General features: G+C 68.7%; 20 protein-coding genes. 16 read left to right on the top strand and 4 right to left on the bottom strand.

The genetic code is table 11. From position 1 onward, the window contains the following. Positions 1 to 171: 171 nt before the first annotated feature. A complete protein-coding gene (gene cobF / locus AB4850_RS07890) occupies positions 172 to 939 on the bottom strand; it encodes a precorrin-6A synthase (deacetylating) (RefSeq protein ID WP_414439266.1) in 768 nt (255 codons plus the stop codon). A 37-nt stretch (positions 940 to 976) separates the two neighbouring features. Beyond that, on the bottom strand, positions 977 to 1537 hold the full coding sequence (locus AB4850_RS07895) for a hypothetical protein (protein ID WP_414439267.1): 561 nt from the start codon (positions 1535 to 1537) through the stop codon (positions 977 to 979). A 208-nt stretch (positions 1538 to 1745) separates the two neighbouring features. On the opposite strand from AB4850_RS07895, the gene AB4850_RS07900 reads away from it, so the two are divergent. Then, complete coding sequence (locus AB4850_RS07900) at positions 1746 to 2225, top strand: 2,4'-dihydroxyacetophenone dioxygenase family protein (RefSeq protein WP_414439268.1); 480 nt, start codon at positions 1746 to 1748, stop codon at positions 2223 to 2225. A gap of 43 nt (positions 2226 to 2268) precedes the next feature. On the opposite strand, the gene AB4850_RS07905 is transcribed toward AB4850_RS07900, so the two are convergent. Continuing rightward, positions 2269 to 3915, bottom strand: coding sequence for an acyl-CoA synthetase (locus AB4850_RS07905; protein WP_414439269.1), 1647 nt, complete (start codon positions 3913 to 3915; stop codon positions 2269 to 2271). A gap of 351 nt (positions 3916 to 4266) precedes the next feature. Here AB4850_RS07905 and AB4850_RS07910 point away from each other — a divergent pair, with 351 nt between their 5' ends. The 13 genes from AB4850_RS07910 (at position 4267) to AB4850_RS07970 (ending at position 20799) form a co-directional block, all read left to right on the top strand. Next, complete coding sequence (locus AB4850_RS07910) at positions 4267 to 7500, top strand: efflux RND transporter permease subunit (RefSeq protein WP_414439270.1); 3234 nt, start codon at positions 4267 to 4269, stop codon at positions 7498 to 7500. 31 nt (positions 7501 to 7531) lie between these two features. Continuing rightward, positions 7532 to 8818 (top strand): efflux RND transporter periplasmic adaptor subunit, encoded by a 1287-nt coding sequence (locus tag AB4850_RS07915; RefSeq protein ID WP_414439271.1) that lies wholly within the window; start codon positions 7532 to 7534, stop codon positions 8816 to 8818. 128 nt (positions 8819 to 8946) lie between these two features. Beyond that, complete coding sequence (locus AB4850_RS07920; RefSeq protein ID WP_414441984.1) at positions 8947 to 10386, top strand: efflux transporter outer membrane subunit; 1440 nt, start codon at positions 8947 to 8949, stop codon at positions 10384 to 10386. Continuing rightward, positions 10383 to 11078 (top strand): heavy metal response regulator transcription factor, encoded by a 696-nt coding sequence (locus tag AB4850_RS07925; RefSeq protein WP_414439272.1) that lies wholly within the window; start codon positions 10383 to 10385, stop codon positions 11076 to 11078. Before AB4850_RS07920 ends, AB4850_RS07925 begins: the two co-directional genes overlap by 4 nt. An 8-nt stretch (positions 11079 to 11086) precedes the next feature. Beyond that, the gene (locus tag AB4850_RS07930; protein WP_414439273.1) at positions 11087 to 12523 is read left to right on the top strand and encodes a heavy metal sensor histidine kinase; all 1437 of its coding nucleotides are present in this window, start codon (positions 11087 to 11089) and stop codon (positions 12521 to 12523) included. A 535-nt stretch (positions 12524 to 13058) separates the two neighbouring features. Further along, on the top strand, positions 13059 to 13424 hold the full coding sequence (locus tag AB4850_RS07935; protein ID WP_414439274.1) for a hypothetical protein: 366 nt from the start codon (positions 13059 to 13061) through the stop codon (positions 13422 to 13424). Positions 13425 to 13477: 53 nt separating this feature from the next. After that, positions 13478 to 13969: a hypothetical protein gene (locus tag AB4850_RS07940; protein ID WP_414439275.1), complete on the top strand. Its 492-nt coding sequence runs from the start codon at positions 13478 to 13480 to the stop codon at positions 13967 to 13969. Then, the gene (locus tag AB4850_RS07945) at positions 13966 to 14631 is read left to right on the top strand and encodes a hypothetical protein (protein WP_414439276.1); all 666 of its coding nucleotides are present in this window, start codon (positions 13966 to 13968) and stop codon (positions 14629 to 14631) included. The genes AB4850_RS07940 and AB4850_RS07945 overlap by 4 nt, the downstream gene beginning before the upstream one ends. A gap of 23 nt (positions 14632 to 14654) precedes the next feature. Beyond that, positions 14655 to 16091: a cell wall anchor protein gene (locus AB4850_RS07950; RefSeq protein ID WP_414439277.1), complete on the top strand. Its 1437-nt coding sequence runs from the start codon at positions 14655 to 14657 to the stop codon at positions 16089 to 16091. 115 nt (positions 16092 to 16206) lie between these two features. Continuing rightward, positions 16207 to 16920: a C39 family peptidase gene (locus AB4850_RS07955; RefSeq protein ID WP_414439278.1), complete on the top strand. Its 714-nt coding sequence runs from the start codon at positions 16207 to 16209 to the stop codon at positions 16918 to 16920. 6 nt (positions 16921 to 16926) lie between these two features. After that, the gene (locus tag AB4850_RS07960; protein ID WP_414439279.1) at positions 16927 to 17757 is read left to right on the top strand and encodes a peptidase C39; all 831 of its coding nucleotides are present in this window, start codon (positions 16927 to 16929) and stop codon (positions 17755 to 17757) included. Positions 17758 to 17923: 166 nt separating this feature from the next. After that, on the top strand, positions 17924 to 19327 hold the full coding sequence (locus AB4850_RS07965; RefSeq protein WP_414439280.1) for a hypothetical protein: 1404 nt from the start codon (positions 17924 to 17926) through the stop codon (positions 19325 to 19327). A gap of 92 nt (positions 19328 to 19419) precedes the next feature. Then, a complete protein-coding gene (locus AB4850_RS07970; protein ID WP_414441985.1) occupies positions 19420 to 20799 on the top strand; it encodes a sigma 54-interacting transcriptional regulator in 1380 nt (459 codons plus the stop codon). A gap of 70 nt (positions 20800 to 20869) precedes the next feature. On the opposite strand, the gene pcaQ is transcribed toward AB4850_RS07970, so the two are convergent. Continuing rightward, entirely contained in the window at positions 20870 to 21859 is a 990-nt protein-coding gene (gene pcaQ, locus AB4850_RS07975) for a pca operon transcription factor PcaQ (RefSeq protein WP_414439281.1), read from the bottom strand. A gap of 105 nt (positions 21860 to 21964) precedes the next feature. Here pcaQ and pcaH point away from each other — a divergent pair, with 105 nt between their 5' ends. Further along, the gene (gene pcaH / locus AB4850_RS07980) at positions 21965 to 22669 is read left to right on the top strand and encodes a protocatechuate 3,4-dioxygenase subunit beta (protein ID WP_414439282.1); all 705 of its coding nucleotides are present in this window, start codon (positions 21965 to 21967) and stop codon (positions 22667 to 22669) included. Positions 22670 to 22671: 2 nt separating this feature from the next. Then, positions 22672 to 23262: a protocatechuate 3,4-dioxygenase subunit alpha gene (gene pcaG / locus AB4850_RS07985; protein ID WP_414439283.1), complete on the top strand. Its 591-nt coding sequence runs from the start codon at positions 22672 to 22674 to the stop codon at positions 23260 to 23262. The last annotated feature ends 51 nt before the right edge of the window (positions 23263 to 23313 follow it).

Genomic DNA, 23313 nt, shown 5'->3' on the forward strand with positions numbered 1-23313 from the left:
TCGAGAACGGCGCGAGCTCTCTCTGGAAACGGCATGTGCGCTTCCACTCGCGTCCGGATTCTATCGCGACATTCAATTCGACGAAATTTCACAAAATCTGAAAGCAAATTGAATGAATCCAATAAGCCAGCGCCCTTTTATATTATTTCTCGTGCCGATAACCCACCGCCCTCAACCCTCCCCACCCCTCCGCCGCTTCAACAAATACGTATCCATGATCCACCCATGCCGCGCCCTTGCCTCGGCCCGCACCCGCACGATCTCGTCCTTCGTATCGGCCAGCGGCCCCGCCAGCAGAATTTCATCCGGCGTGCCCACATAAGCGCCCCAATAAATATCCACCTCATCCTCGACCCGCTCGAACGCATTGCGGGCATCGAGCATCACCACCACGCTGTCCGCCTGCTCGGGCAAACGCGCCGGCAGCGTGCGTCCATTGACGATCGCCACGCCGCGACCGATCTCGTTGAGCGGCACGCGATGCCGCGCGGCCAGCGCCTGCACGCTGCTGATGCCGGGGATCACCTCGTAATCGATTTCGTGCCGGCCGCCCGCCGCGATCGCGCCGACGATCCGCATCGTGCTGTCGTAGAGCGCCGGGTCGCCCCACACGAGGAACGCGCCGCATTGGCCGTCGCGCAATTCGTCGCCGATCAGCCGCTCGAACAGTTGCTGCTTGTCGCGGTTCAGCGCCGCGACCGCGTCGGCGTAGCTGTCGCCGTCCGGGCCGCGCTCGGGGCTGGCGGCCTCCACCACGCGATAACCGCCGTCGGGCCGATGGCGCGCCAGCATCGCGTGGCGCAGCGCAACCAGCGTCGCCTTGGCCGGACCTTTGTCCATGACGAAGAACACGTCGGCGCGGCGCATCGCGTCGACGGCCTGCAAGGTCAGATGATCGGGATCGCCGCTGCCGATACCGATGACGAGAATGCGTTTCATGGGCGGCTCCGAAGTGGCCGAGGCGGAAACGCGCAGTCTAAACGGTCCGGGGCGCCGGTTTGCCGGCCGACGGCAGCAACACCGGCGAGCGGCGCTCGCGCGGCGCAACGAACTCGCGCGGGCCGGCCCCGGCCAGCTCGAAATAGACGGCCGCGCCGGCGCGCAGGTCGACGATGCGGAACGCACCCCACGGGTTGAAGACCACGCCGTGCGAGATCAGGTCGATCCGCTTCGAGCCGTCGCGATAGCACAGCGTGGCGGCGTCGTGCAGCTCGGGCACGGTCCAGCCGGCCAGGCCGGCGCGCGCCATCGCGGCGAGGATCGCGTCGCGCGCCGCGTCGGCCGAATCGGGCAACGGCGCGATGCGCGACAACTCGGCGCGCAGCCGCCCGAGGCGTTCGACCGTTTCGCCACGACGCGCCGTCACCGCGCCGCGTGAGCGATTGGCGTCGGCGGCCAAGGTTTTCAGCGCGGCGATCCGGCCGCCCGGCGCGCCCGCAGCGTCGGCGCCGCGCGCTTGCGGCACGCTCGGCGACGCACCGTCCGGCAAGGACGGCGCATCGGCGGCAGGCAGGCGAAGGGACGGGATTCGGGTCATCGGTCGGGCTGGCACGGCAACAACCGGCCGCGCCGACCACCGGCGGGCGGCATTGCCGCGTGCCCCTGTATAACGCCGAACGCGCCGCGAGGCGCCGGCCGATCCGAACCGGCAGCGCGCAACACGAAGCGGCGGCGGCAACAGGAAGCGCAGCGCGGCCGCTCTGCGATAATCGCGGCTCCCGCTCTTCCTCCCCGTCGATACCGCCATGACCGAAGCCGTCGCCGCCTTGCCGCCGATCCACTGCCTGCAACACGACGACCTGCCGTGGCTGCCGATGGCCGACGCGCTGCCGGGCCTGGCGATCAAGTACCTCCATATCGATGCGGCCCGCGACGAACTGACGGTGCTGCTGCGCATGCCGGTCGGCACAAGGCTGCCGCGCCATCGCCACGAGGGCACGGTGTTCGTCTATACGCTGGAAGGCGAATGGCGCTACCGCGAATACGATTGGGTCGCGCGCGCCGGCAGCACGGTGCTGGAGCCGGCCGGCTCGGTGCACACGCCCGAAACGGTGGCCTCGCCGACCGGCAACGTGGTCACGTTCAACGTGATGCGCGGCGATCTGGTGCTGCTCGACGATGCGGGCCGCGACGTGGCTCGCGAGAATTGCCGCGTCGCGCTGCTGCGCCAGCGCCGCCATGCACGTACCGCGCCCGAAGCGGCGGCGCCGTTCGTCACGCGCTGATCCGGCACGGCGCGTCGCGACAGCCGGGCACGCCGCCCCGCGTTCAATCCCCCGCGACGTCGATCGCCGCATCCGAACGCACCTGCGTGCGCAACTGGAATTTCTGGATCTTGCCGGTCGAGGTTTTCGGCAGCTCGCCGAAACGCACCGCCTTCGGCATCTTGTAGCCGGCCAGCAGCGCGCGGCAATGCGCGAGGATCTCCTCCTCGGTGGCCGTCATGCCCTCGCGCAACTCGACGAACGCGCACGGCACCTCGCCCCATTTCGGATCGGGCAGCGCCACCACGGCCGCCACCGCCACGGCCGGATGCCGATACAGCACGTCCTCCAGCTCGATGCTCGAAATGTTCTCGCCGCCGGAAATGATGATGTCCTTGCGGCGATCCTTGATGCGGATATAGCCGTCCGGCATCAGCACGCCGAGATCGCCGGTATGGAACCAGCCGCCGGCGAACGCTTCGTCGGTGGCGCGCGGGTTCTTCAGATAGCCCTTCATGCAGATGTTGCCGCGAAACATGATCTCGCCGAGCGTCTCGCCGTCGGCCGGCACCGGCGTCATGGTGTCCGGATCGAGCACGGTCGCGCCGGCCTGCAGGTGGTAGCGCACGCCCTGGCGGGCCGTCAGGCGCGCCACCTCCTCGTCGGGCAACGCGGCCCAGCCCTCCTGCACGGCGCACACGGTGGCCGGCCCGTACACCTCGGTCAGCCCGTATACATGAGTCAGCGCGAAGCCGATCGATTTCATCCGCGCGATCACGGCCGGCGCGGGTGCCGCGCCCGCCACCTGCGCCTGCACCACGTGATCGATGCCCGCGCGCCATTCGGCCGGCGCATTGGCCAGCGTGCTGTGCACGATCGGCGCGCCGCTGTAGTGGGTGACGCCCTCGCGGCGGATCAGGTCGAACACGGTGCGCGCGTCGAACTTGCGCAGGCAGACGTTGACGCCCGCGCGCGCCGCCACGGCCCACGGGAAGCACCAGCCGTTGCAATGGAACATCGGCAGCGTCCACAGGTAGATCGCGTGCTTGGGCATGTCCCATTCCAACAGATTGGACAGCGCGGCCAGATAGGCGCCGCGATGGTGATACACCACGCCCTTCGGGTCGCCGGTGGTGCCCGACGTGTAGTTCAGCGCGATGGCGTCCCATTCGTCGGCGGGCGGTGACCACGGCGTGTCCGGGTCGCCGGCCGCGATGAACGCCTCGTAGTCGGTCGCGCCGGCGAAGCTGGCGGGGTCGGCCGGCATCGCGTCGGCCACGCTGACGATCCGCAGCCCCGGCAGCTCCTCGGCCGCGCGCCGCGCCACCTCGGCGTATTCGGTATCGACGATCAGCAGCTTGGCCTCGCCATGACGCAGCACGAACAGCACCGACGCCGCGTCGAGCCGCGTGTTGATCGCGTTGAGCACCGCGCCGGTCATCGGCACGCCGAAATGCGCGTCGAGCATCGGCGGGATGTTCGGCAGCAGCGCGGCCACCGTGTCGCCGCGCCGGATGCCGGCCTGCGCCAGCGCGCCGGCCAGGCGGCGGGCGCGCGCATAGGCTTCGGCCCAGGTATAGCGCTGCGCGCCGTGCACCACGGCGAGCCGGTCGCCGTACACCTCGGCCGCGCGCGCGATGAAATCGGTCGGCGTCAGCGGCACATAGTTCGCGTCGCGCCGGCCCAGCCCATCCTCGAACAACTGCGTCATGACTGCGTCTCCCGCGGGCTCGGCCCGCTCGTTATCGGCGATATCGGCCGGTTTCGAAATGTGTCAGGCTACTCGGCGCATTGTGGGGCGTCCGTCATGGAAACGACAGGCTCGCGCCAGACCAACCCACGTTATCCCTGAGATCGCTAACCCTGACCCCATGACCGCCACCACCCGCCCAGCCGCCACCCGCCTGCCCCACGGCCCCGCGCGGCCTGGCCGCCCGCCGATCGCGCCCGCCGCTTCCTGACAATTCAGCCATCCTGGCGTCAGGAAAGCGCCCCGGCCACCTGACTATCATCCAGTCCCGACCTTACACCCCACCCTCCGAGCCGCCCCCCGCCTGCCTCCATGTGGATCGTCAATCTCGCGCTGCGCCGCCCGTACACGTTCATCGTGATGGCCATCATGATCCTGCTCGCGACGCCGCTGGCGCTGGTCAGGACGCCCACCGACGTGCTGCCCTCGATCGATATCCCGGTCATCAGCGTGATCTGGAATTACAGCGGCTTCTCGGCGCGCGACATGGCCGAGCGCATCACCTCGGTCCATGAGCGCACGCTGACCACCACCGTCAGCAATATCGAGCACATCGAATCGCAGACGCTGCCCGGCATCGCCATCGTCAAGGTGTTCCTGCAACCGGGTGCGAATACCCAGACTGCGATCGCACAGACGGTCTCGTCGGCTCAGTCGATCGTGCGGCAGATGCCGCCCGGCGCCACGCCGCCGCTCGTGATCAGCTATTCGGCGTCGAGCATTCCGGTGCTGCAACTGGGGCTGTCGAGCTCGTCGCTGAGCGAGGAATCGCTGGCCGACATCGCGCTGAACTTCCTGCGCCCGCAACTGATCACGGTGCGCGGCGTGCAGATCCCCTATCCGTACGGCGGGCGCACCCGCGTGATCTCGGTCGACCTCGACATGCAGGCGCTGATGGCCAAGGGCCTGACGCCGTCCGACATCGTCAATGCGGTGGGAGTGCAGAACCTGATCCTGCCCACCGGCACGGCCAAGATCGGGCCGACCGAATATCGCGTCGGCACCAACGCCTCGCCCGACTCGGTGGCCGAGCTGAACCGCCTGCCGGTGCGCACCCAGAACGGCGCGACCATCTACCTGGCGGACGTGGCGCACGTGCGCGACGGCTTCTCGCCGCAAACCAACATCGTGCGCAAGGACGGCCAGCGCGGCGTGCTGGTGTCGATCATGAAGACGGGCGATGCGTCCACGCTGCAGGTGGTGAACGCGCTGAAGACGCTGCTGCCGAGCGTCGAGGCCACGCTGCCGGCCGACCTGAAGATCAGTTCGCTGTTCGATCAGTCGGTGTTCGTGAAGGCGGCGGTGCAGGGGGTGATCCACGAGGCGCTGATCGCGGCGCTGCTGACGGCGATGATGATCCTGCTGTTCCTCGGCAACTGGCGCAGCACGCTGATCATCGCGATCTCGATCCCGCTGTCGATCTTCACGTCGATCCTGGCGCTGGCCGCGCTGGGCCAGACCATCAACATCATGACGCTCGGCGGGCTGGCGCTCGCGGTCGGGATTCTGGTGGACGACGCGACCGTGACGATCGAGAACATCGAGCGCCACCTGCACCTCGGCACCGGGCTGCGCCAGGCAATCCTCGACGGCGCGGGCGAGATCGCGGTGCCGGCGCTGGTCTCCACGCTGTGCATCTGCATCGTGTTCGTGCCGATGTTCTTCCTGACCGGCGTGGCGCGCTACCTGTTCGTGCCGCTGGCCGAGGCGGTGGTGTTCGCGATGCTGGCCTCCTACGTGCTGTCGCGCACGCTGGTGCCGACCATGGCGATGCTGCTGTTCCGGCGCGACGCGGCCCATGCGCCGGCCGCGCACGGCGCCGATGGCGCCAACGGAGCCAACGCCACGGCCGCCGACGCGACGCATGCGCCGGGCCGCCGCCCGTCGCGTTTCGCGCGCATCCATCACGGCTTCGACCGCGCGTTCGAGCGCCTGCGCGCCGGCTATATCGTGCTGCTCGGCATGCTGATCGTGCGCCGCCGCGCGGCCGCCATCGCGTTCCTCGGCTTCTGCGTGCTGTCCACGGGACTGATCTTCGTGCTGGGCCGCGATTTCTTCCCGAGCGTGGACGCCGGCAACATCCGCCTGCACATGCGCGCGCAAACGGGCATCCGCATCGAGGAAACCGCGCGGCTGGCCGATCAGGTCGAGAAGGTGGTGCGCGAGGTGGTGCCGGCCGACCAGCTCGAAACCATCGTCGACAACCTCGGCCTGCCGTCGAGCGGCATCAACCTGTCGTACAGCAACGCCGGCACGATCGGCACGCTCGACGGCGAGATCATGATCGCCCTGAAGGAAGGCCACCCGCCGGCGAACGGCTATGTCGAGACGCTGCGCCGCGTGCTGCCCGAGCGCTTCCCGGGCGTGGAGTTCTTCTTCCAGCCGTCGGACATCGTCACGCAGATCCTCAACTTCGGCCAGCCGGCCGCGATCGACGTGCAATTGCAGGGCAACGACGCCAGCTCGAACATGGCGATCGCGAGCCGCCTGCTCAAGCGCGTGCGCACCGTGCCGGGCGCGGTGGACGCGCACATCCTGCAGCGCATCGACGAGCCGACGCTGACGGCCTACATGGATCGCACGCGGATGCAGGAGTTGAACCTGTCGGCGCAGAACGTCGCGCAGAACATGCTGATCTCGCTGGCCGGCACCTCGCAGACCACGCCGACGTTCTGGGTCAATCCGCAAACCGGCGTGCAATACCCGCTGACGATCCAGACGCCGCAATACCAGATCCACTCGGTCGGCGACCTGCTCAGTACGCCGATCGCGGCCTCGGGTGCGCCCGGCACGCCGTACCAGTTGCTGGCCAACCTGGCCGAGTTGAAGCGCGGCGTCGATCCGGCGGTGGTCACGCACTACAACATCCGGCCGGTGACGGACCTGTACGTCAGCGTGGACGGGCGCGACCTCGGCGGGGTGGCGTCCGACATCGACGGGATCGTCAGCGAGGCCCGCAAGACGCTGCCGCGCGGCACCACCATCACGCTGCGCGGCCAGGTGGACACCATGCGCAGCTCGTATTTCGGGCTCGGCGCGGGCGTGGCGATGGCGATCGTGCTGGTGTATCTGCTGATCGTCGTGAACTTCCAGTCGTGGATCGACCCGCTGATCATCATCAGCGCGATGCCGGCGGCGCTGGCGGGCATCGCCTGGATGCTGTTCGTGACGGGCACCCACCTGAGCGTGCCGGCGCTGACCGGCGCGATCATGACGGTGGGCGTGGCCACCGCGAACTCGATCCTGGTGGTGTCGTTCGCACGGCAGCGGCTCGATGCCGGCGTGCCGGCGCTGTCGGCCGCGCTCGAGGCGGGCGCGACGCGGATCCGCCCGGTCATGATGACCGCGCTGGCGATGATCATCGGCATGATCCCGATGGCGCTCGGGCTGGGCGAAGGCGCGGAGCAGAACGCCCCGCTCGGCCGCGCCGTGATCGGCGGGCTGCTGTTCGCCACCGTTTCGACGCTGTTTTTCGTCCCGCTGGTGTTCGCGGGCGTGCATCATCGCCTGGCGAAACGGCGCGCGCATCGCGCCGAAGCGTCCTGACCCCTGGATTCGTTTTAGACCGGTTGAACTCATGGAAGAGAAACGTCATAGCGCCGTCGGGCTGCACGTCGAGGAATCGGGGCTGGACCTGCCCGCCCGCACCGCCGTGCGCCGGCGCACGAAGGTCGCGCTGATCGTGACCGGCGTGGTGCTGGCCGTGCTGGCGGCGCGCACGCTGGTGGCCGATTACTTCAATCACGGCAAGCTCGACAAGCTGGCCGAACAGAACGCGCGCCAGTACGTCATGGTGGTCACGCCGAGCCCGGCGACCGGCGACACGCGACTGGCGCTGCCGGGCTCGCTGCGCGGCTATGTGGAAGCGCCGATCTACGCACGCGCGAGCGGCTACGTGGCGCGCTGGGACGTGGATATCGGCACGCACGTGAAGGCCGGTCAGGTGCTGGCCGAACTCGACACGCCCGAAGTCGACCAGGAATTCGCGCAGGCGGTGGCGCAGCGCCAGCAGGTGCAATCGTCGCAGGCGCTGGCCCGCACCTCGTTCGATCGCGCGCAGCAACTGCGCCAGCGCGACGCCGTCTCGCAGCAGGAACTCGACGACCGCCAGGGCGCGTTCAACCAGGCCGTCGCGAACCTGGCCGCGGCCGAGGCGAACGTGCGCCGCCTGACCGAGCTGAAGGGCTTCCAGAAGATCGTCGCGCCGGTGGACGGAGTGGTCACGCAGCGCAACATCGACGTGGGCGACCTGATCAACGCGGGCAACGGCGGCACCGGGCGCGCGCTGTTCATGGTCACGCAGGCGGACCGGCTGCGGCTCTACGTGCGCGTGCCGCAAACCTACGCGCAGCAGATCAGGATCGGCCAGCACGTGGCCGTCACGCAAACGGAGCTGCCGGGCCAGACCTTCGACGGCACCGTCACGCACACCGCGCGCGCCATCGACGTGGCCACCCGCACGCTGCAGATCGAGATCACGCTGCCGAACCAGGACGGCCGCCTGCTGCCGGGCGCCTACGTGAAGGCGACGCTGCCGATGGCGGCGGTCGGCACGCTGACGGTGCCCGCCAACACGCTGCTGTTCCGCGCCGAAGGGCCGACGCTGGCGGTGGTGGACGCCAACGGCCGGGTCACGCTGCGGCCGGTGCGGATCGCCCGCACGCTCGGCAAGTCGCTCGAACTCGACGAAGGCATCGAGGCGGGCGATCGGATCGTGCTGAATCCGAGCGATTCGCTGGCGAACGGCGACTTGGTGGTGGTGAAGGGGACGGTGGCCGCGAGCGGCAAGACGGCGGGTGCTTCCGGTGCTTCGAACGTTTCGGGCGCTTCGAATGCTGCGACTGCTTCAGGGGCCGGAGCGTGAACGCCGTGCTTCGCACTTCGGCCCGGCTCGCGCGCGTCGCATCGGCGCGCGCGCTGGATGGCGATTCGCCGCCGCCGTCGCCGCACAAGCGCCAACGGTTTTCAGCCCCCCTCGCCCGCCGCGCCGCCCTGACCACCCTCGCCGCCACGTCCCCCCTGTGGCTGGCCGCCTGCACGGTCGGCCCCGATTACCATCGCCCGGCCGTCGACACGCCCGACACCTGGCAAACGCCGGCCGACGACACCTACTGGCAACGCGCCCGCCCGTCCCACGCGGCGCTCACGCCCGACTGGTGGACCGTGTTCGACGATTCGCTGCTGAACCAGCTCGAAACGCAGGCGCTGGCCGCCAACCAGACGCTGGCCGCCGCCGCCGCGCACTACGCGCAGGCCCGCGCCACGCTGGCCTCGACCTCGGCCGCGCAACTGCCGGCGATCGGCCTGAACACCGGTGCGAGCCGTTCGCGGATCTCGGCCGACCGCCCCCTGACCAACTACGCGCAGACCAACCACTCGACGGTCCAGAACGACACGCAGTTCGGCGCCGCGGCCAGCTACGAACTCGACCTGTTCGGCCGCATCCGCCGCACCGTGGAGGCCGCGCAGGCCGGCGCCGAGCAATCCGCCGACGATCTCGCCAATGCCCGCCTCGTGCTGACGGCCGATCTCGCGACCGCCTACCTGTCGCTGCGCGAAACCGATGCCGAGATCGACGTCCTGAGCCGCTCGGTGGCGCTGCAGCAGAAGGCGCTCGATTTCGTCAGCGCGCAGCACGAACTGGGCGCGGTATCGGGGCTCGATCTGCTCCAGCAGCGCGCCCAGCTCGACGCGACGAAAACCCAGGCGCAACTGCTGCGCAACACGCGGCAACAATACGAGCACGCGATCGCCACGCTGACCGGCACGCCCGCACCGTCGTTCTCGATCGCGCCGCGCGTGCAGCCGCTGAACGCGCCCGCGCTGCCGCCCGGCCTGCCGAGCGAGGTGTTGCAGCGCCGGCCCGACGTGGCGTCGGCCGAGCGTGCGATGGCCGCCGCCAACGCGCAGATCGGCGTGGCGCGCGCCGCGTACTTTCCGCGCCTGACGCTGTCGCCCGACATCGGCTGGGAAGCCACCCGCTTCGCCAGCCTGTTCTCGGTGCCGTCGCTGGTCTGGTCGGTGGGGGCGTCGGTGTCGCAGCCGATCTTCTCGGGCGGCCGGCTCAAGGCCGGCGTGGATTACGCGCAGGCCGGCTACGCGGCCGCGCAGGCCAATTACCGGCAAACCGTGCTGACCGCGTTCCAGGAAGTGCAGAACGCCGTGACCGGCCTGTCGACGCTCGACGAGGCCAGCCGCCGCGCGCGCGCCGGCGTGGACGATTCGCGCCAGCTCGTCTCGCTCGCGCGCGACCGCTATGCCGGCGGCCTGACCGCCTACATCGACGTGATCAGCGCGCAACAGCAGTTGCTCACCAGCGAGCGCCAGGAGGTGCAGATTCGTGGTCAACGGGCCGCGCTGGTGGTATATCTCGCAAAAGCGCTCGGCGGCGGCTGGTCCGCCTCCGAGCCAGCCAACGGGAAATCCGAATGAAAGTATTGATCGTCGAAGACGAACCGAAGGTCGTCGATTACCTGAAAAGCGGGCTGTCGGAAGAAGGCTGGGTGGTGGATATCGCCATCGACGGCGAGGACGGCGCCTGGAAAGCGGTCGAATACGACTACGACGTGGTGGTGCTCGATGTCATGCTGCCGAAGATCGACGGCTTCGGCGTGCTGCGCGCGCTGCGTGCGCAGAAGGACACGCCGGTCATCATGCTGACCGCGCGCGACCGCGTGGACGACCGCGTGCGCGGCCTGCGCGGCGGTGCCGACGACTACCTGACCAAGCCGTTCTCGTTCCTCGAACTGATCGAACGCCTGCGCGCGCTGACGCGCCGCGCGCGCGTGCAGGAATCGACGCTGATCTCGATCGGCGACCTGCGGGTGGACCTGATCAGCCGCCGCGCCTCGCGCAACGGCATCCGCCTCGACCTGACCGCGCAGGAATTCCAGTTGCTCGGCGTGCTGGCGCGCCGGCGCGGCGAGGTGCTATCGAAGACGACCATCACGGAACTCGTGTGGGACGTCAATTTCGACAGCAACGCGAACGTGGTGGAAACCGCCATCAAGCGCCTGCGCGCCAAGCTGGACGGCCCGTATTCCGACAAGCTGCTGCATACCATCCGCGGGATGGGCTACGTGCTCGAAGTGCGCGACGAGCCGGAAGCCGACCTGCGTCGCTGAGGGCCGCCATGAAACGCTCGATCTCGATGCGTCTGTCGGTGATGTTCGCCATCACCTCGTTGCTGGTGTTCTCGCTAGTGGGCATCGGCCTGTTCGCGATGATGGAACGGCAACTGTTCGCCGAACTGCGCGCGACGCTGGAAACCCGCGCCAAGGTGGCCGAGATGATCCTCTCGCACGCGAGCACCCCGGCGCGCTGGCACATCACCCAGGAAAAACTGACCGACCTGCAGCCGCTCGACGGCTCGACGCGCTATATCGTCACCAGCCCCGATCCCGCCTACACGCTCGGCAAGCCGGTGGAAGGCACGCCGGTGGACGTGCCGGTGGGCCAGTTCGACCTGAAGCATGTGGAGGGCAGCAGCTACAACGTGATGACGCGCACCACCACGATCGCGGCGAACGGCACGCACCCCGAACTGACGCTGATCGTGGCCACCGCCTGCGACCGCACCCAGAAGATGCTGCGCTTCATCGCGCTGACGCTGGCGGCGCTGATCGGCGCGGCCACCGTGGTGTCGCTGCTGTTGAGCCGCGCCGTCACCCGCTTCGGGCTGGAGCCGCTCGCGCAACTGTCGAAGGAAGCGGCGGCGTTGAGCCCTGCGAACCGCAAGCAACGGCTGCAGACCGACGCGCTGCCGAGCGAGCTGCACGAGCTGGCCAGTTCGTTCAACGGCGCGCTGGAGCGGATCGAGCTGGCCTACGACCGGCTCGAATCGTTCAACGCCGACGTCGCGCACGAGCTGCGCACGCCGGTCAGCATCCTGATCGGCCAGACCCAGGTGGCGCTGACCTCGCGCGAGCGCACGGTCGAGCGCATGCAGCAGACGCTGCAATCGAACCTCGAGGAATTCGAGCGGCTGCGCGTGATCGTCAACGACATGCTGTTCCTGTCGCGCAGCGATCGCGGCGAGCGCGCGACCAACCTCAGCGACGTGTCGCTGGCGAACGAGGTGGCGCGCATGCTCGACTTCCTCGAGTTCTCGCTGGAAGACGCGCAACTGCGCGCCGAGCTGTCGGGCGATGCGCGCGCGAGCGTCGACACCTCGCTGTTCGGCCGCGCCATGACCAATCTGCTGATCAATGCGATCCAGCACTCGCGGCCCGGCGATGCGATCCGCGTGACGATCCGCGCGACCGGCGAGCAGGTCGAGATCGCCGTCGCCAACCCCGGCGCTTCGCTCGATCCGACCAAGCGCGCGCATATGTTCGAGCGCTTCTACCGGCTCGAGGAAGCCCGCACCAACAGCAACGAGAATCACGGGCTGGGGTTGTCGATCGTCAAGGCCGTCGCCGACATGCACGGCGGCGCGGTGTTCGTGAACTGCGACGACGGCTGGAACACGTTCGGCTTCTCGGTGCCCGCCAAGCCGCCGGCGATGCCGCCCGAGCAACGGGCCGTCATCAAGACCATGCCGCACAAGGCGACACTGCGCCCTTCCTGATCGCCGGTTGACGCGGCCGGCTCGTTCGATCACGAGCCGGCCGCCGTTCACGGTCCTTCACCGTTCTCCCGTTTCTTGCTTTCGCCGTGCGCGCCGCCGCGCCGTGTCGTCTCGCGTTCGCTACACGGCACGCGCCCGATACGTCGATTCGCGCGCCCAGGCCAGCTCCTGCGCATCGTTTCTTAACAGTGGTTCCGGCCTGATACGTTCGCGCGACACCGGCCCGGACCGGTGCCGCTCGATGGCCGCCTCACGGCCGATCCGCGTCCGGCCCGCCAGCGCTTGCGTTCCGTGCGGTTCGCCACGCTCGGCATGCGGCATCGCTCAGGGTATTTCCCGGGCCATGCGAACCGCGATTCCACGTCGTTCACGCGAAGCTTGTCGGCCGTGAACGAGGCCGTGTTTCAAGGCTGATACGTTTTCGTTCTCCTTACAGCCTGCGGGGCCTGGTGCGCGCAAGACAATCGAGCAGGGGCGTGCCTTTTGCGACGTTGGCACGCTCCTCGCTGTATGTCTTGCACACCGGAGACCTGCGATGTCGAACCTGCCCCGCCACCTCTGCCTGAATGTTGCCGCCGCGTTGATCGCCGCGGCGAGCCTGCCCGCCGTGCACGCCCAGGTGCTGCCGGCGGTGGCGGCGATCGAGTTCGCCGCGACGGAGCTGCCGCTGGCCGGCCCGCGCGACGTGTCGCTCGACGAAACGACGCTGGCCGCCCAGCGCGGTCGTGCCGCCGGCATGACGATGATGGTGTCGGCCTCGCCGATGCAACTGGCTGCCGCGCGCAACGGCGTCACCCTGTGGGACGAGCTCGCGCCGCCGGCCCTGCCGTCGCCACTGCCGGTCCCGGCCGATGCGCCGCGCCCGATGCAGGGCAACAGCCTCAGCCTGACGCGCCGTTGAAACTCCGCAGTTGAAACCCCGCAGTTGAAATCCGATACGCCAAGGATGCCGACATGAATCCGCTCTGTTTTCCGTTCGTCGCTCCGCTCGCCGCGCTTGGCGCCGCCGGCGCGATCGTCGGCGCCGCGAGCACGGCCCACGCGCAACAGGCGCCGCAGAACCCCGGCGACCTGATCGTGCTGCGCGACGTGACGCCACGCATCGCGTATCGCCCGGTGCCGGTCGACCAGGACCCGGTGCGCGTGCGCGCCACCACGTTCCCGGCCAACACGTTCAATCCGATGATGGGCACGCTGGCGTCCGACCTCGATCTGACCAATGCGCGCGGCTCGCTCGGCATCGCCAGCGGCAACGTGGCCAACACCAGCGCGACGGTAGCGGCCGTCACCCAGGTGCTGACGGCCGACTTAGCCGGCCCGCTCGGGCGCGGCGCAGGCGGCGTGAGCATCCCGACCTCGGGCATCGCGACCATCGGCGGCACGATCTCGACCACCATCACCGGGGCGATCTCGCCGCTCGTGACGGCGCTGGGAGCCATCAAATGAGCCGCCGCCCCCGTCACGCACCGGCATCGAAATATTGTTTCGTCATGCGAATGATATTTGCGCATCGGACGTGCTGGCTGCCGGCGCTCGCGTTGCTTGCCGCGGCCTCCGTTCAGGCGCAATCGACGGCGCAGGTGGCCGGCGTCGCGACGATCGGCGCCAACGCGGCGCGCGACATCAGCGGCGTGCTCAAGATCAACGAGACGGTGGGTGCCGGCAATGCGCAAGCGAACCAGTTGGCGATCGGCATCGGCACCGCGGCGGGCGCGAATCTTTCGTCGCTGCAGGCGGCCACCAGCGTGGCGCGCACCGGCGACACGGCGGCCCGCATCGAGGGCGGCGCGTTGTCGAATCTGTCGGGTGCGGTGATGGTGAATCAAAGCGCGGGCAGCGCGAATCTACAGCGCAACAGCATGGCCATCGGCACGCTGGGCGCAGGGATCGAAGCCGTTTCGGATACCGAACTGTCCGAAACGGCTTCGAAGGCCGGAGGCCTGGGAATACCGGCGGGGGGCCGGGGAATGCGAGAGGTGTCGATTAGCGGCGACGCTTTCAAGCATATCAGCGGAATCGTGCAAGTCAACCAGACAGCCGGCGCCGGTAACACCACGGCAAACAGTTTTGTGCTCCGTCCCCCGGCGGGCACGCTTTTTATCAACTAGCCACTTCCGTATCGGAGCGCATCATGAAACGCACTGTCATTGCAGCCGCGGTTCTCGTCTCGGTTGCCGGATCGGCCCAAGCGGCCGACGCATTCCTCTACAACGTTACCGGGGTCACCGAGGCTGTCGGCATCTTCGGTTTTGTCGGACTGTACGGCGCCGTCGGCGTGTCGAGCAGCGCCGGCGCGGTGATCAACAACAACCAGACGGTGTCGTTGAATCACGTGTCGCTGGAGCCGCTGTATCAGAGCTATACGACGGGCTCGGTGACGACGTCGGTGGATAATGTGTCGGCCACGAGAAGCAACGTGGGCTCTTCGTATCACGGTCAATTCCAGTCGTCGTCGCACGACGCGTCGTACACGGCGCAATCGTCCCGATCGATGTCTCGCGACAGCAGTGGTTGGGTGGCTGGCGGGTCGTACAGCACGGCATCCTTGCAACAAAGCGCCACCGCGAATCAGTCGTCCAGCCTGCACCAATCGGGCAACTCGGGTGGCTCGGCCTTCATCGTCGGCGGCGCAGCCGGCGCCTCGGGCAGCAGCCAGAGCGCTCAAATCGGCGGCTACTTCCTGCCCGGCCTGTTCAGCTTCACGGCAGGCGGCAGCGCTTCGCAAAGCCAGAGCGGCTATATCGTCGGTGGCGCCGGCGCCGCCTGGGGCGCGTCGTCATCGGCCAACGCTTCCAGCGCCTCGCATCAACATGCTGATGCAAGCGCCTCGCGGACAAGCTCGTCATACGGCAACGCGTGGGGCGCGTCCTCCATGCAAAGCGAATCGCAATCGGCTGCAAGCGGTTCGATTTCCACGCAACAGGATTCGCTGACAGGCCGCTCGGACATCTGGGGCTTCAACAACACCTATAGCTCACAGCGCACCGAAACCTCCGGCAGCGTCACCGCCGTCACCGACACCCGCACCGCCGGCACGCTCACCGCCACCACCGGCACCAATGCCGCCACCGGCGTCAAGGGCAACCTCGGCCTCAACATCGCGATGGGCATCGACAACGCGCAAAGCAACGACGTGTCGCTGGCCTCGGTCGATGTCGGCAACGTGTTCGGCAACGCGCAGATCTTCAGCAACCAAGGGTCGTCGGGCCGCGCCCGCATCGACAACTTCGTGCTGAACGCGTCGATCGGCGACGGTTCGCTGGCAGGCGTGTCGGGCAACGTCGGCGTCAACGTCGCCTCGGGCATCGGCAACGTGCAGAACAACAGCCTGGCAGGTTCGACGACAACGGTCGATGCCGGCCGCGCACGCACGGTTGCGATGATCGCCACGGACGACAACACGCAAGTGGCCAGCGCGCAGATCAACGGCCGCTTCGTCGGCACCGCGATGCTCGGCGCGAACACCCTCACGGGTGCAACCGGCAACATCGGCGTGAACATCGCCGGCGGCGCGGGCAACCTGCAGCACAACGGCCTCGCGATCGCGGCGCTCAACAGCGGCCATTGACCGCTTCGGCGACCTCGCGCACCGCAGGACCAGCGGCGCGCGAGGCCCGAGAACACGCATGGCGGGACGCAACAGCAAGACACAAGGCAACAAGGCAGTACCGGGGGAGACACCCATGACATCGACACGCCTTCACTGGCCGGCCCGGCTCGCAGCCCTCTGCGCATGCTGGGCTTTCGGCCCGTTCACGAACGCTCAGGCCTCGGGCATCGATGCCCTGCCGTTCGCCGGCGTGCCCGTGCACAAGACATTGAAATCGATGTACGACCTGCGCCATCGCGACATCGTCGGCCAGCAGTTCGACTTCAGTTGCGGCTCGGCCGCCCTCGCCACGCTGCTCAAGTACGGCTACGGCATCGACATCCCCGAAGCCGACATGATCCAGCGGATGATGGCCTTCTCCACGCCCGAAGTGGTCGTGCGTCACGGCTTCTCGATGCTCGACATGAAGAAGTTCGTCGAAACGCTCGGGCTGCGCGGGCGCGGCTTCCGGGTCGGCCTCGATGCGCTCTACACCCTGCAGATCCCCGTCATCGTGCTGATGAACATCGAAGGCTACGAGCACTTCGTGATCGTCAAGCGCGCCGCCGACGGCCGGGTCTTCATCGCCGATCCCGCGCTCGGCAACCGCATCCTGCTCGAACAGGATTTCGCCAAGACCTGGAACGGCCTGGTGTTCGCGGTTGTGGGCAAACCGTTCATGGAGGATTCCCCGCTGCTGCAGCACAACGACTCGCTGGCGCTCCGGTTGCGCGAACAGGCGCTCACCACCGGCTCCGCCGCGATCCCGTTCGTCGAGTACGGCTTGATCAAGGCAGACCTGTTCTGACCCATCATGAATCGCTCACTCTCATTCCTGCGCGGCGCGGCTTGTGCGGCCGCCTGCGCGCTCACCGGCAGCGCCGCCTCGGCCGCCTCGCCCGCCGGCATGCAGATGCCGTTCGCGGGCGACGCGCTGGCCCCGGCCGCGCTGCCGATCGTTGCAGTGGACGACGACGTGCTGGCCCGTCAAACCGGCAAGTTCGCCGATGCGACGATGGTGTCCGGCTTCGTCGTCAACCTGCTCTCGCAATGGCAATTGCCGAATGGCGCGCTCGCGATCGCTCAGGGATCGCTGAACGTCGTCGCCAACGGCGCCAACCAGTTGTCGGCCCAGGTGCAGACGGCCGCCGCCGTGGTGGCGGGCGACCCGTCGCGCGCCAACGGCACCGATCCGAATGCCGTCGCGTCGGGCGGCCAGACGATTCGCGTCAACGGCGTGTCGCAGGTCACGCAAGTGGCCGGCAACGGCAACACCGGCAGCAACGCGATGACGATCGACTTCGGCCCGAATCTCGGCACGGCGTCCACCATGCTGCCGGGCGCGAGCGGCTCGCCGAGCGCCTCGGCGGCCAGCGCCGACGGCACGATCCGCGCCAGCATCGGGTTCGGCGCGAACGGCGTGATGCTCGCGCTGAACACGCCGGCCGGCGTCGCGAGCCAGATCATCGCGCCCGCCGCCGCGCGGGCCGGCGCCGTCGCCCAGTTGCTGCAGGTGGCCGGCAACCAGCAGCTCGTCTCCAACCAGCTCCAGCTTCAGTTGCGCACGCAACAGATGTCGGGCGGCGCGTTGCGCCAGGCCGGCATCCTGCAGGCGCTGCAAGCCGGCTTCGCCGCAAGGAGATGACGCGCGGTCCGCACACCGCAGCCCCATAACCACGGCGCCCGCGCCTTGCACGCGACGGGACGCCGATACGGCAGCAGAACGCGCCGTTCCTTTGCCGCCGGGCGGGTTGCCCGGCGAGCGGCGCGAAACCGAATGTCACGTTTCGAATAACACCGGGGGTTAGACCATGCAGATCGATTTCTCACCGCGCCATCCGCTCGCGGCCATTCCCGCTGCCGTGCTGCTGCTGGCGATCGCCAGCAGCGCCCAGGCCCAGGCGCTCGCCAACCAGTCGGTCGAGGACCGGCTCAACGCGCTCATGCAGCTCGTCGATGCGCAGCAACGCAAGATCCAGTCGCTCGAACGCCATGTGGTCGACCTGGAGATGCAGCAACGCGGGCGCGGGCTGTCCGACCCGCCGGCCGAAGCCGCGAATGGGGGCAACGGCGGCGCCACCGTGCTCGCGCAATACACCCCGCTCTCGCCCGCGCCCGGCGACGGCACCGGCACGGCCACCGGCGTGCCGGTCTCGCCGCCCGTGTCGGGCTCGGCGGGCACCGGCACCCGCAGCGGCGCGAACGCTGCGGCCACCACCGGCACGATCGGCACCGAGAACCGCGCGGCCGAACCCACCCGCACCGAAGCCGAAAACGCCGTGGTGCAACGCGAGCACGCCCCGCTGTTCGATCACAAGCTGACGATCGACTGGGGCATCAGCGACACCTACTACGATCGCCGCCAGTTGCAGCTCTCCGGGTTCCTCGCGCTCGACGCGATCTTCCTCGGCAACCTGAACCTCGGCCAGACCAAATCGCACCAGTTGACGAGCGACGTCGACATCCGCTACGGCCTGACCAGCCGCATCAACGTGGATGTGGACGTGCCGTATGTGTACCGCACCAGCAACTTCATCGTCGGCGGCGCGGGCGGCGCGTCCAGCTCGCTGTCGGATGCGAGCGGCACCTCGCACGCGCTCGGCGACGTCAACTTCGGGATCTACTACCAGTTCCTGAAGGAAACCCAGAACCTGCCCGACGTGGTCGGCAGCCTGCGCGTGAAAACGCCGTCCGGCGCCTCGCCGTTCGGCATCAAGCTGCGCCAGATCGATCCGAACAACACCAACCTCGTCGCGCCCGACACGCTGCCCACCGGCACCGGCTTCTGGAGCATCACGGCCGGCATGTCGGTGCTGAAGACCTACGACCCGATCGTGCTGTTCGGCAGCCTGTCGTACACCTACAACGTGGCGCGCTCGTTCGGCGACATCTCGTCGGTGGTCGGCCAGACGCAGCCGGCCAAGGTCAAGCTCGGCGACATCGTGCAGATCGGCGGCGGCGTGGCGCTGGCCTTCTCGGAACGCGATTCGGCCAGCATCGCCTACACGCTGGCGTTCGAGCCGGAGACCAAGACCAAGGCCCCCGGCGACGTCTGGCAGAAGGTGCCGGGCAGCCAGACCACCGCGTCGACCCTGAGCTTCGGCCTCAATCACGTCTTCAACAAGCACCTGACGATGAATGCGTCGGTCGCCGTCGGCCTGACGCCGGACGCGCCGAACTTCGTGGTCGGCGTGCGTTTCCCGTACACGTTCTGATCGCCGCGACGGAGCCCATCGTGCAAGAATCCCGCGTCCCGCCCGCCGTCATCGCCGCCGATTTCTCGCGTCGCCGCCGTGCCGCCGACACCCTGTCCGACGCTGCCGCGCCGGCCGCCCCGCGCACGCTCGTCTATCTCGCCCGCCAGCCCGACGCGGTGCTGGCCGCGTTCCTGTCGCAGCACGGCTGGCGCGTCGCGCGCTTCGCCTCGCCGCTCGAATTCGCGCGCAAGCCGGCCGCGGTCGAACCGCAAGCCGGCCTGCTCGACCTGCGCGGCTTCTCGACGGCCGAGCTCGCCGCGTTCGATGCCGCGCTGCGCCGCCCCGCCACCGGCTGGGTCGCGCTGGCCGATGCCGCGCGCTTCGACGAGCCCGAGGTGCGCCGGCTGGTGCGTCAGTATTGCAGCAGCTTCGTTGCCGACGACGCGCCGCCCGCCACGCTCGACCTGCTCGCGCGCCAGGCCTGCGCGATGGCCGGCCTCGCCGAGCGCGAGCCCGGCGCCGACGCGCGAGCCCGGGACGCCGGCGACGACGAGATGGTCGGCACCTGCGAGGCGATGCAGCAGTTGTTCCGCACCATCCGCAAGGTCGCCAACACCGATGCCACGGTGTTCATCTCCGGCGAATCGGGCACCGGCAAGGAGCTGACCGCGTTGGCGATCCACGAACGCTCGACGCGCCGCAACGCGCCGTTCGTGCCGATCAACTGCGGCGCGATTCCGCCCGCGCTGCTGCAATCGGAGCTGTTCGGCTACGAGCGCGGCGCGTTCACCGGCGCGACCCAGCGCAAGATCGGCCGGATCGAGGCCGCGCAGGGCGGCACCTTGTTCCTCGACGAGATCGGCGACATGCCGCACGAAAGCCAGGCCAGCCTGCTGCGCTTCCTGCAGGAAGGCCGCATCGAGCGGCTCGGCGGCCGCGAATCGGTGCCGGTGGATGTGCGCGTGCTGTCGGCCACCCATGTCGATCTGGAAGCGGCGATGCGCGAGGGGCGCTTCCGGGCGGACCTGTTTCATCGGCTGTGCGTGCTGCGCATCGACGAACCGCCGCTGCGCGCACGCGGCAGCGACATCGAGGTGCTGGCGCGCCATATCCTGCAACGCTTCAGCGCCGACGGCGGCGGCCGAATCCGCGGCTTCTCGCCGTGCGCGATCGAGGCAATGTACCGCTACGCGTGGCCCGGCAACGTGCGCGAGCTGATCAACCGGATTCGCCGCGCGATGGTGATGGCCGAGCATCCGGTGCTGTCGGCCGACGATCTCGATCTCGGGGACGACGCGTCACACCCGTTGCCCACGCTCGCCGGCACGCTGGAAGCCGCCGAGCACCAGGCGCTCGACGCCGCGCTGCGGCGGCACGGCGACGACGTGGCGGCAGCCGCCGCCGCGCTCGATGTCGCACCGGCCGAGCTGATGGCCTTGTTGAATCGGCATCGGATCGATCTGGCATCCGGCGCGGCGCTGGAAAACTGAGGAAACCGGCACGCGGCAGCGAGGCTGGCGAGCAGATCGCGCCGCATCCGCGAAGCCGGCCGGGGTGCCATTACCCCCGAGGCGGCGCCGAACCACGCCGGCGCCGTGCCGGCGTGCGCCGGGCATCCGCACCGGCGAACCGGTCGCGCGCCACGTTGCGCACCGCGTCGATCAGGGCCTGCGCGGCCGGCGACGGCCGGGCGTCGGTGCGCAGGATCAGGCCGACCAGCTCGTCCGCGCCGTCGGCCGGCAGCGGCAGCCGCACCAGCGTCCCGCCGGCCAGATCGTATTCGGCCGCGTAGCGCGGCACGAACCACACTGCATCGTTTTCAAGCGCGAGCGCGCGGCCCACCGACACCGACAGCACCTCCACGAACGTATCGAGCGCCGGCGCGTTGCAGGCCGCCAGCATCTGCTCGGCCGACTGCCGGATCAGCGTGCCGTACGGCGGCACCACCACCGGGAAGCGGCCCAGCTCGCCGGCCGGCGCCGGGTGGCTCGCGAGCGGATGGCCGGCGCGCACCAGCGCCACCAGCGGCTCGTTGTACAACTGCTCGAACGACAGGCCGACCATCCGCTCCGGCTCCGACAGCCGCCCGACCGCGCACTCGATCTCGCCCGATTTCAGGCGTTCGAGCAGCCGCGCATTGGCGTCGGTGGCGATCCGCACGATCATGCGCGGCATGCGTGCCGTCAGCGCCTTCATGACGGCCGGCGCGAGCGAGGCCGCCACGGTCGGCAGCATGCCGATCTCCAGCGTGGCCGCCACGCCGCCGCTCTCCCCGGCCAGCAGGCCCACGCCCTGGCGCAGCGCCATCACGCTGGCGCTCGCATGGGGCAGGAACAACTGCCCCTCGCGGGTGGGCTGCGCGCCCTGCCGGCCGCGCTCGAACAGCTTCACGCCAAGGATCGATTCCAGCTCGGCGATCGTCTTGGACACCGCCGGCTGTGTGATCGACAGGCTTTCGGCGGCCTTCTGCACGCCGCCAAGCTGCGCGACCGCCAGGAAGCACTGCAGATGCCGGAACTTGACCCGGCCGTCGGCGATACGATTGACCATAACGGTTGGTTATACGAGATGGGAAAAAACGTCATTTTGCATAACTTTCCGGATTGGTTAAAGTTCGACGTCATGCCCTCATCAATACAGACAGGAGACACCGCGATGGACGACTCCATCCTCAGCCCGCGCGACTGGCCGTCGCATCCCGCCTACGTTCACCCCGAGTACCGTTCGTCCGTCAAGCGCGGCCCGACGCGGCCGCTGATTCCGCTGAAGGAAAAGCTGCGCAACCAGTACGTGCCGGTGTATGGCGCGGAAGACCTCGGCGCGCTCGACCACGACCTGACGCGCAACGCCGTGAAGAACGGCGAGCCGCTCGGCGAGCGCATCGTCGTGACGGGCCGCGTGCTCGACGAAGGCGGCAAGCCGGTGCGCAACACGCTGGTCGAGGTATGGCAGGCGAACGCCGCCGGCCGCTATGTGCACAAGGCCGACCAGCACGACGCGCCGCTCGACCCGAACTTCCTCGGCGCGGGCCGCTGCCTGACCGACGACCAGGGCCGCTACCGCTTCCTGACGATCAAGCCCGGCGCGTATCCGTGGGGCAACCATCCGAACGCCTGGCGCCCGAACCACATCCATTTCTCGCTGTTCGGCGATTATTTCGGCTCGCGCCTCGTCACGCAGATGTACTTCCCCGGCGATCCGCTGCTGCAATACGACCCGATCTATCAAGGCACGCCGGAAGACGCGCGCGAGCGTCTGGTCTCGAGCTTCTCGCTCGACGTCACCCAGGAAGGCTATGCGCTCGGCTACGAGTTCGACATCGTGCTGCGCGGCCGCGACGCCACCCCGATGGAGCGCTGATCATGACGACGCTGAAGCAATCCCCTTCGCAGACGGTCGGCCCGTACTTCGCCTACGGCCTGTGCCCGCAGCAGTACGACTTCGACATGAAGAGCCTGTTCCCGACCGATATCGCCGAACCGCACGCGGCCGGCGAGCAGATCGTGCTGATCGGCCAGGTGTTCGACGGCGACGGCAAGACGATCCTCGACGCCATGCTCGAATTCACGCAGGTCGATGCGGCCGGCAAGTATCCGGCGTCGCGCGCCGAGATCGCGGCCAGCGGCTTCACGGGCTTTTCGCGGATCGGCACGGGCACCGACGCCCAGCACCGCTTCGTGGTGCGCACCGTCAAGCCGGGCGCGACCGATGCCGGTGCGCCGCACATCGACGTGGCGGTGTTGATGCGCGGCGTGCTCACGCATGCGTTCACGCGAATCTATTTCGACGACGAGACGGCGGCCAACGCGGCCGACCCGGTGCTCGGCAGCGTGTCGGCCGCGCGCCGCGACACGCTGCTGGCGCGCCGCGAGGTGCAGGCGAACGGCGTGGTGGTCTATCGCTTCGACATCCGCATGCAGGGCGAGCAGGAAACGGTGTTTTTCGATCTGTAAGTTCGGATCGGATCAAGAAAAGCCGGGAGACGAGCGCGTCTCCCGGCTTTT

It is taken from the genome of Burkholderia sp. 22PA0106 (assembly GCF_047497155.1).
Taxonomy (GTDB): Bacteria; Pseudomonadota; Gammaproteobacteria; order Burkholderiales; family Burkholderiaceae; genus Burkholderia.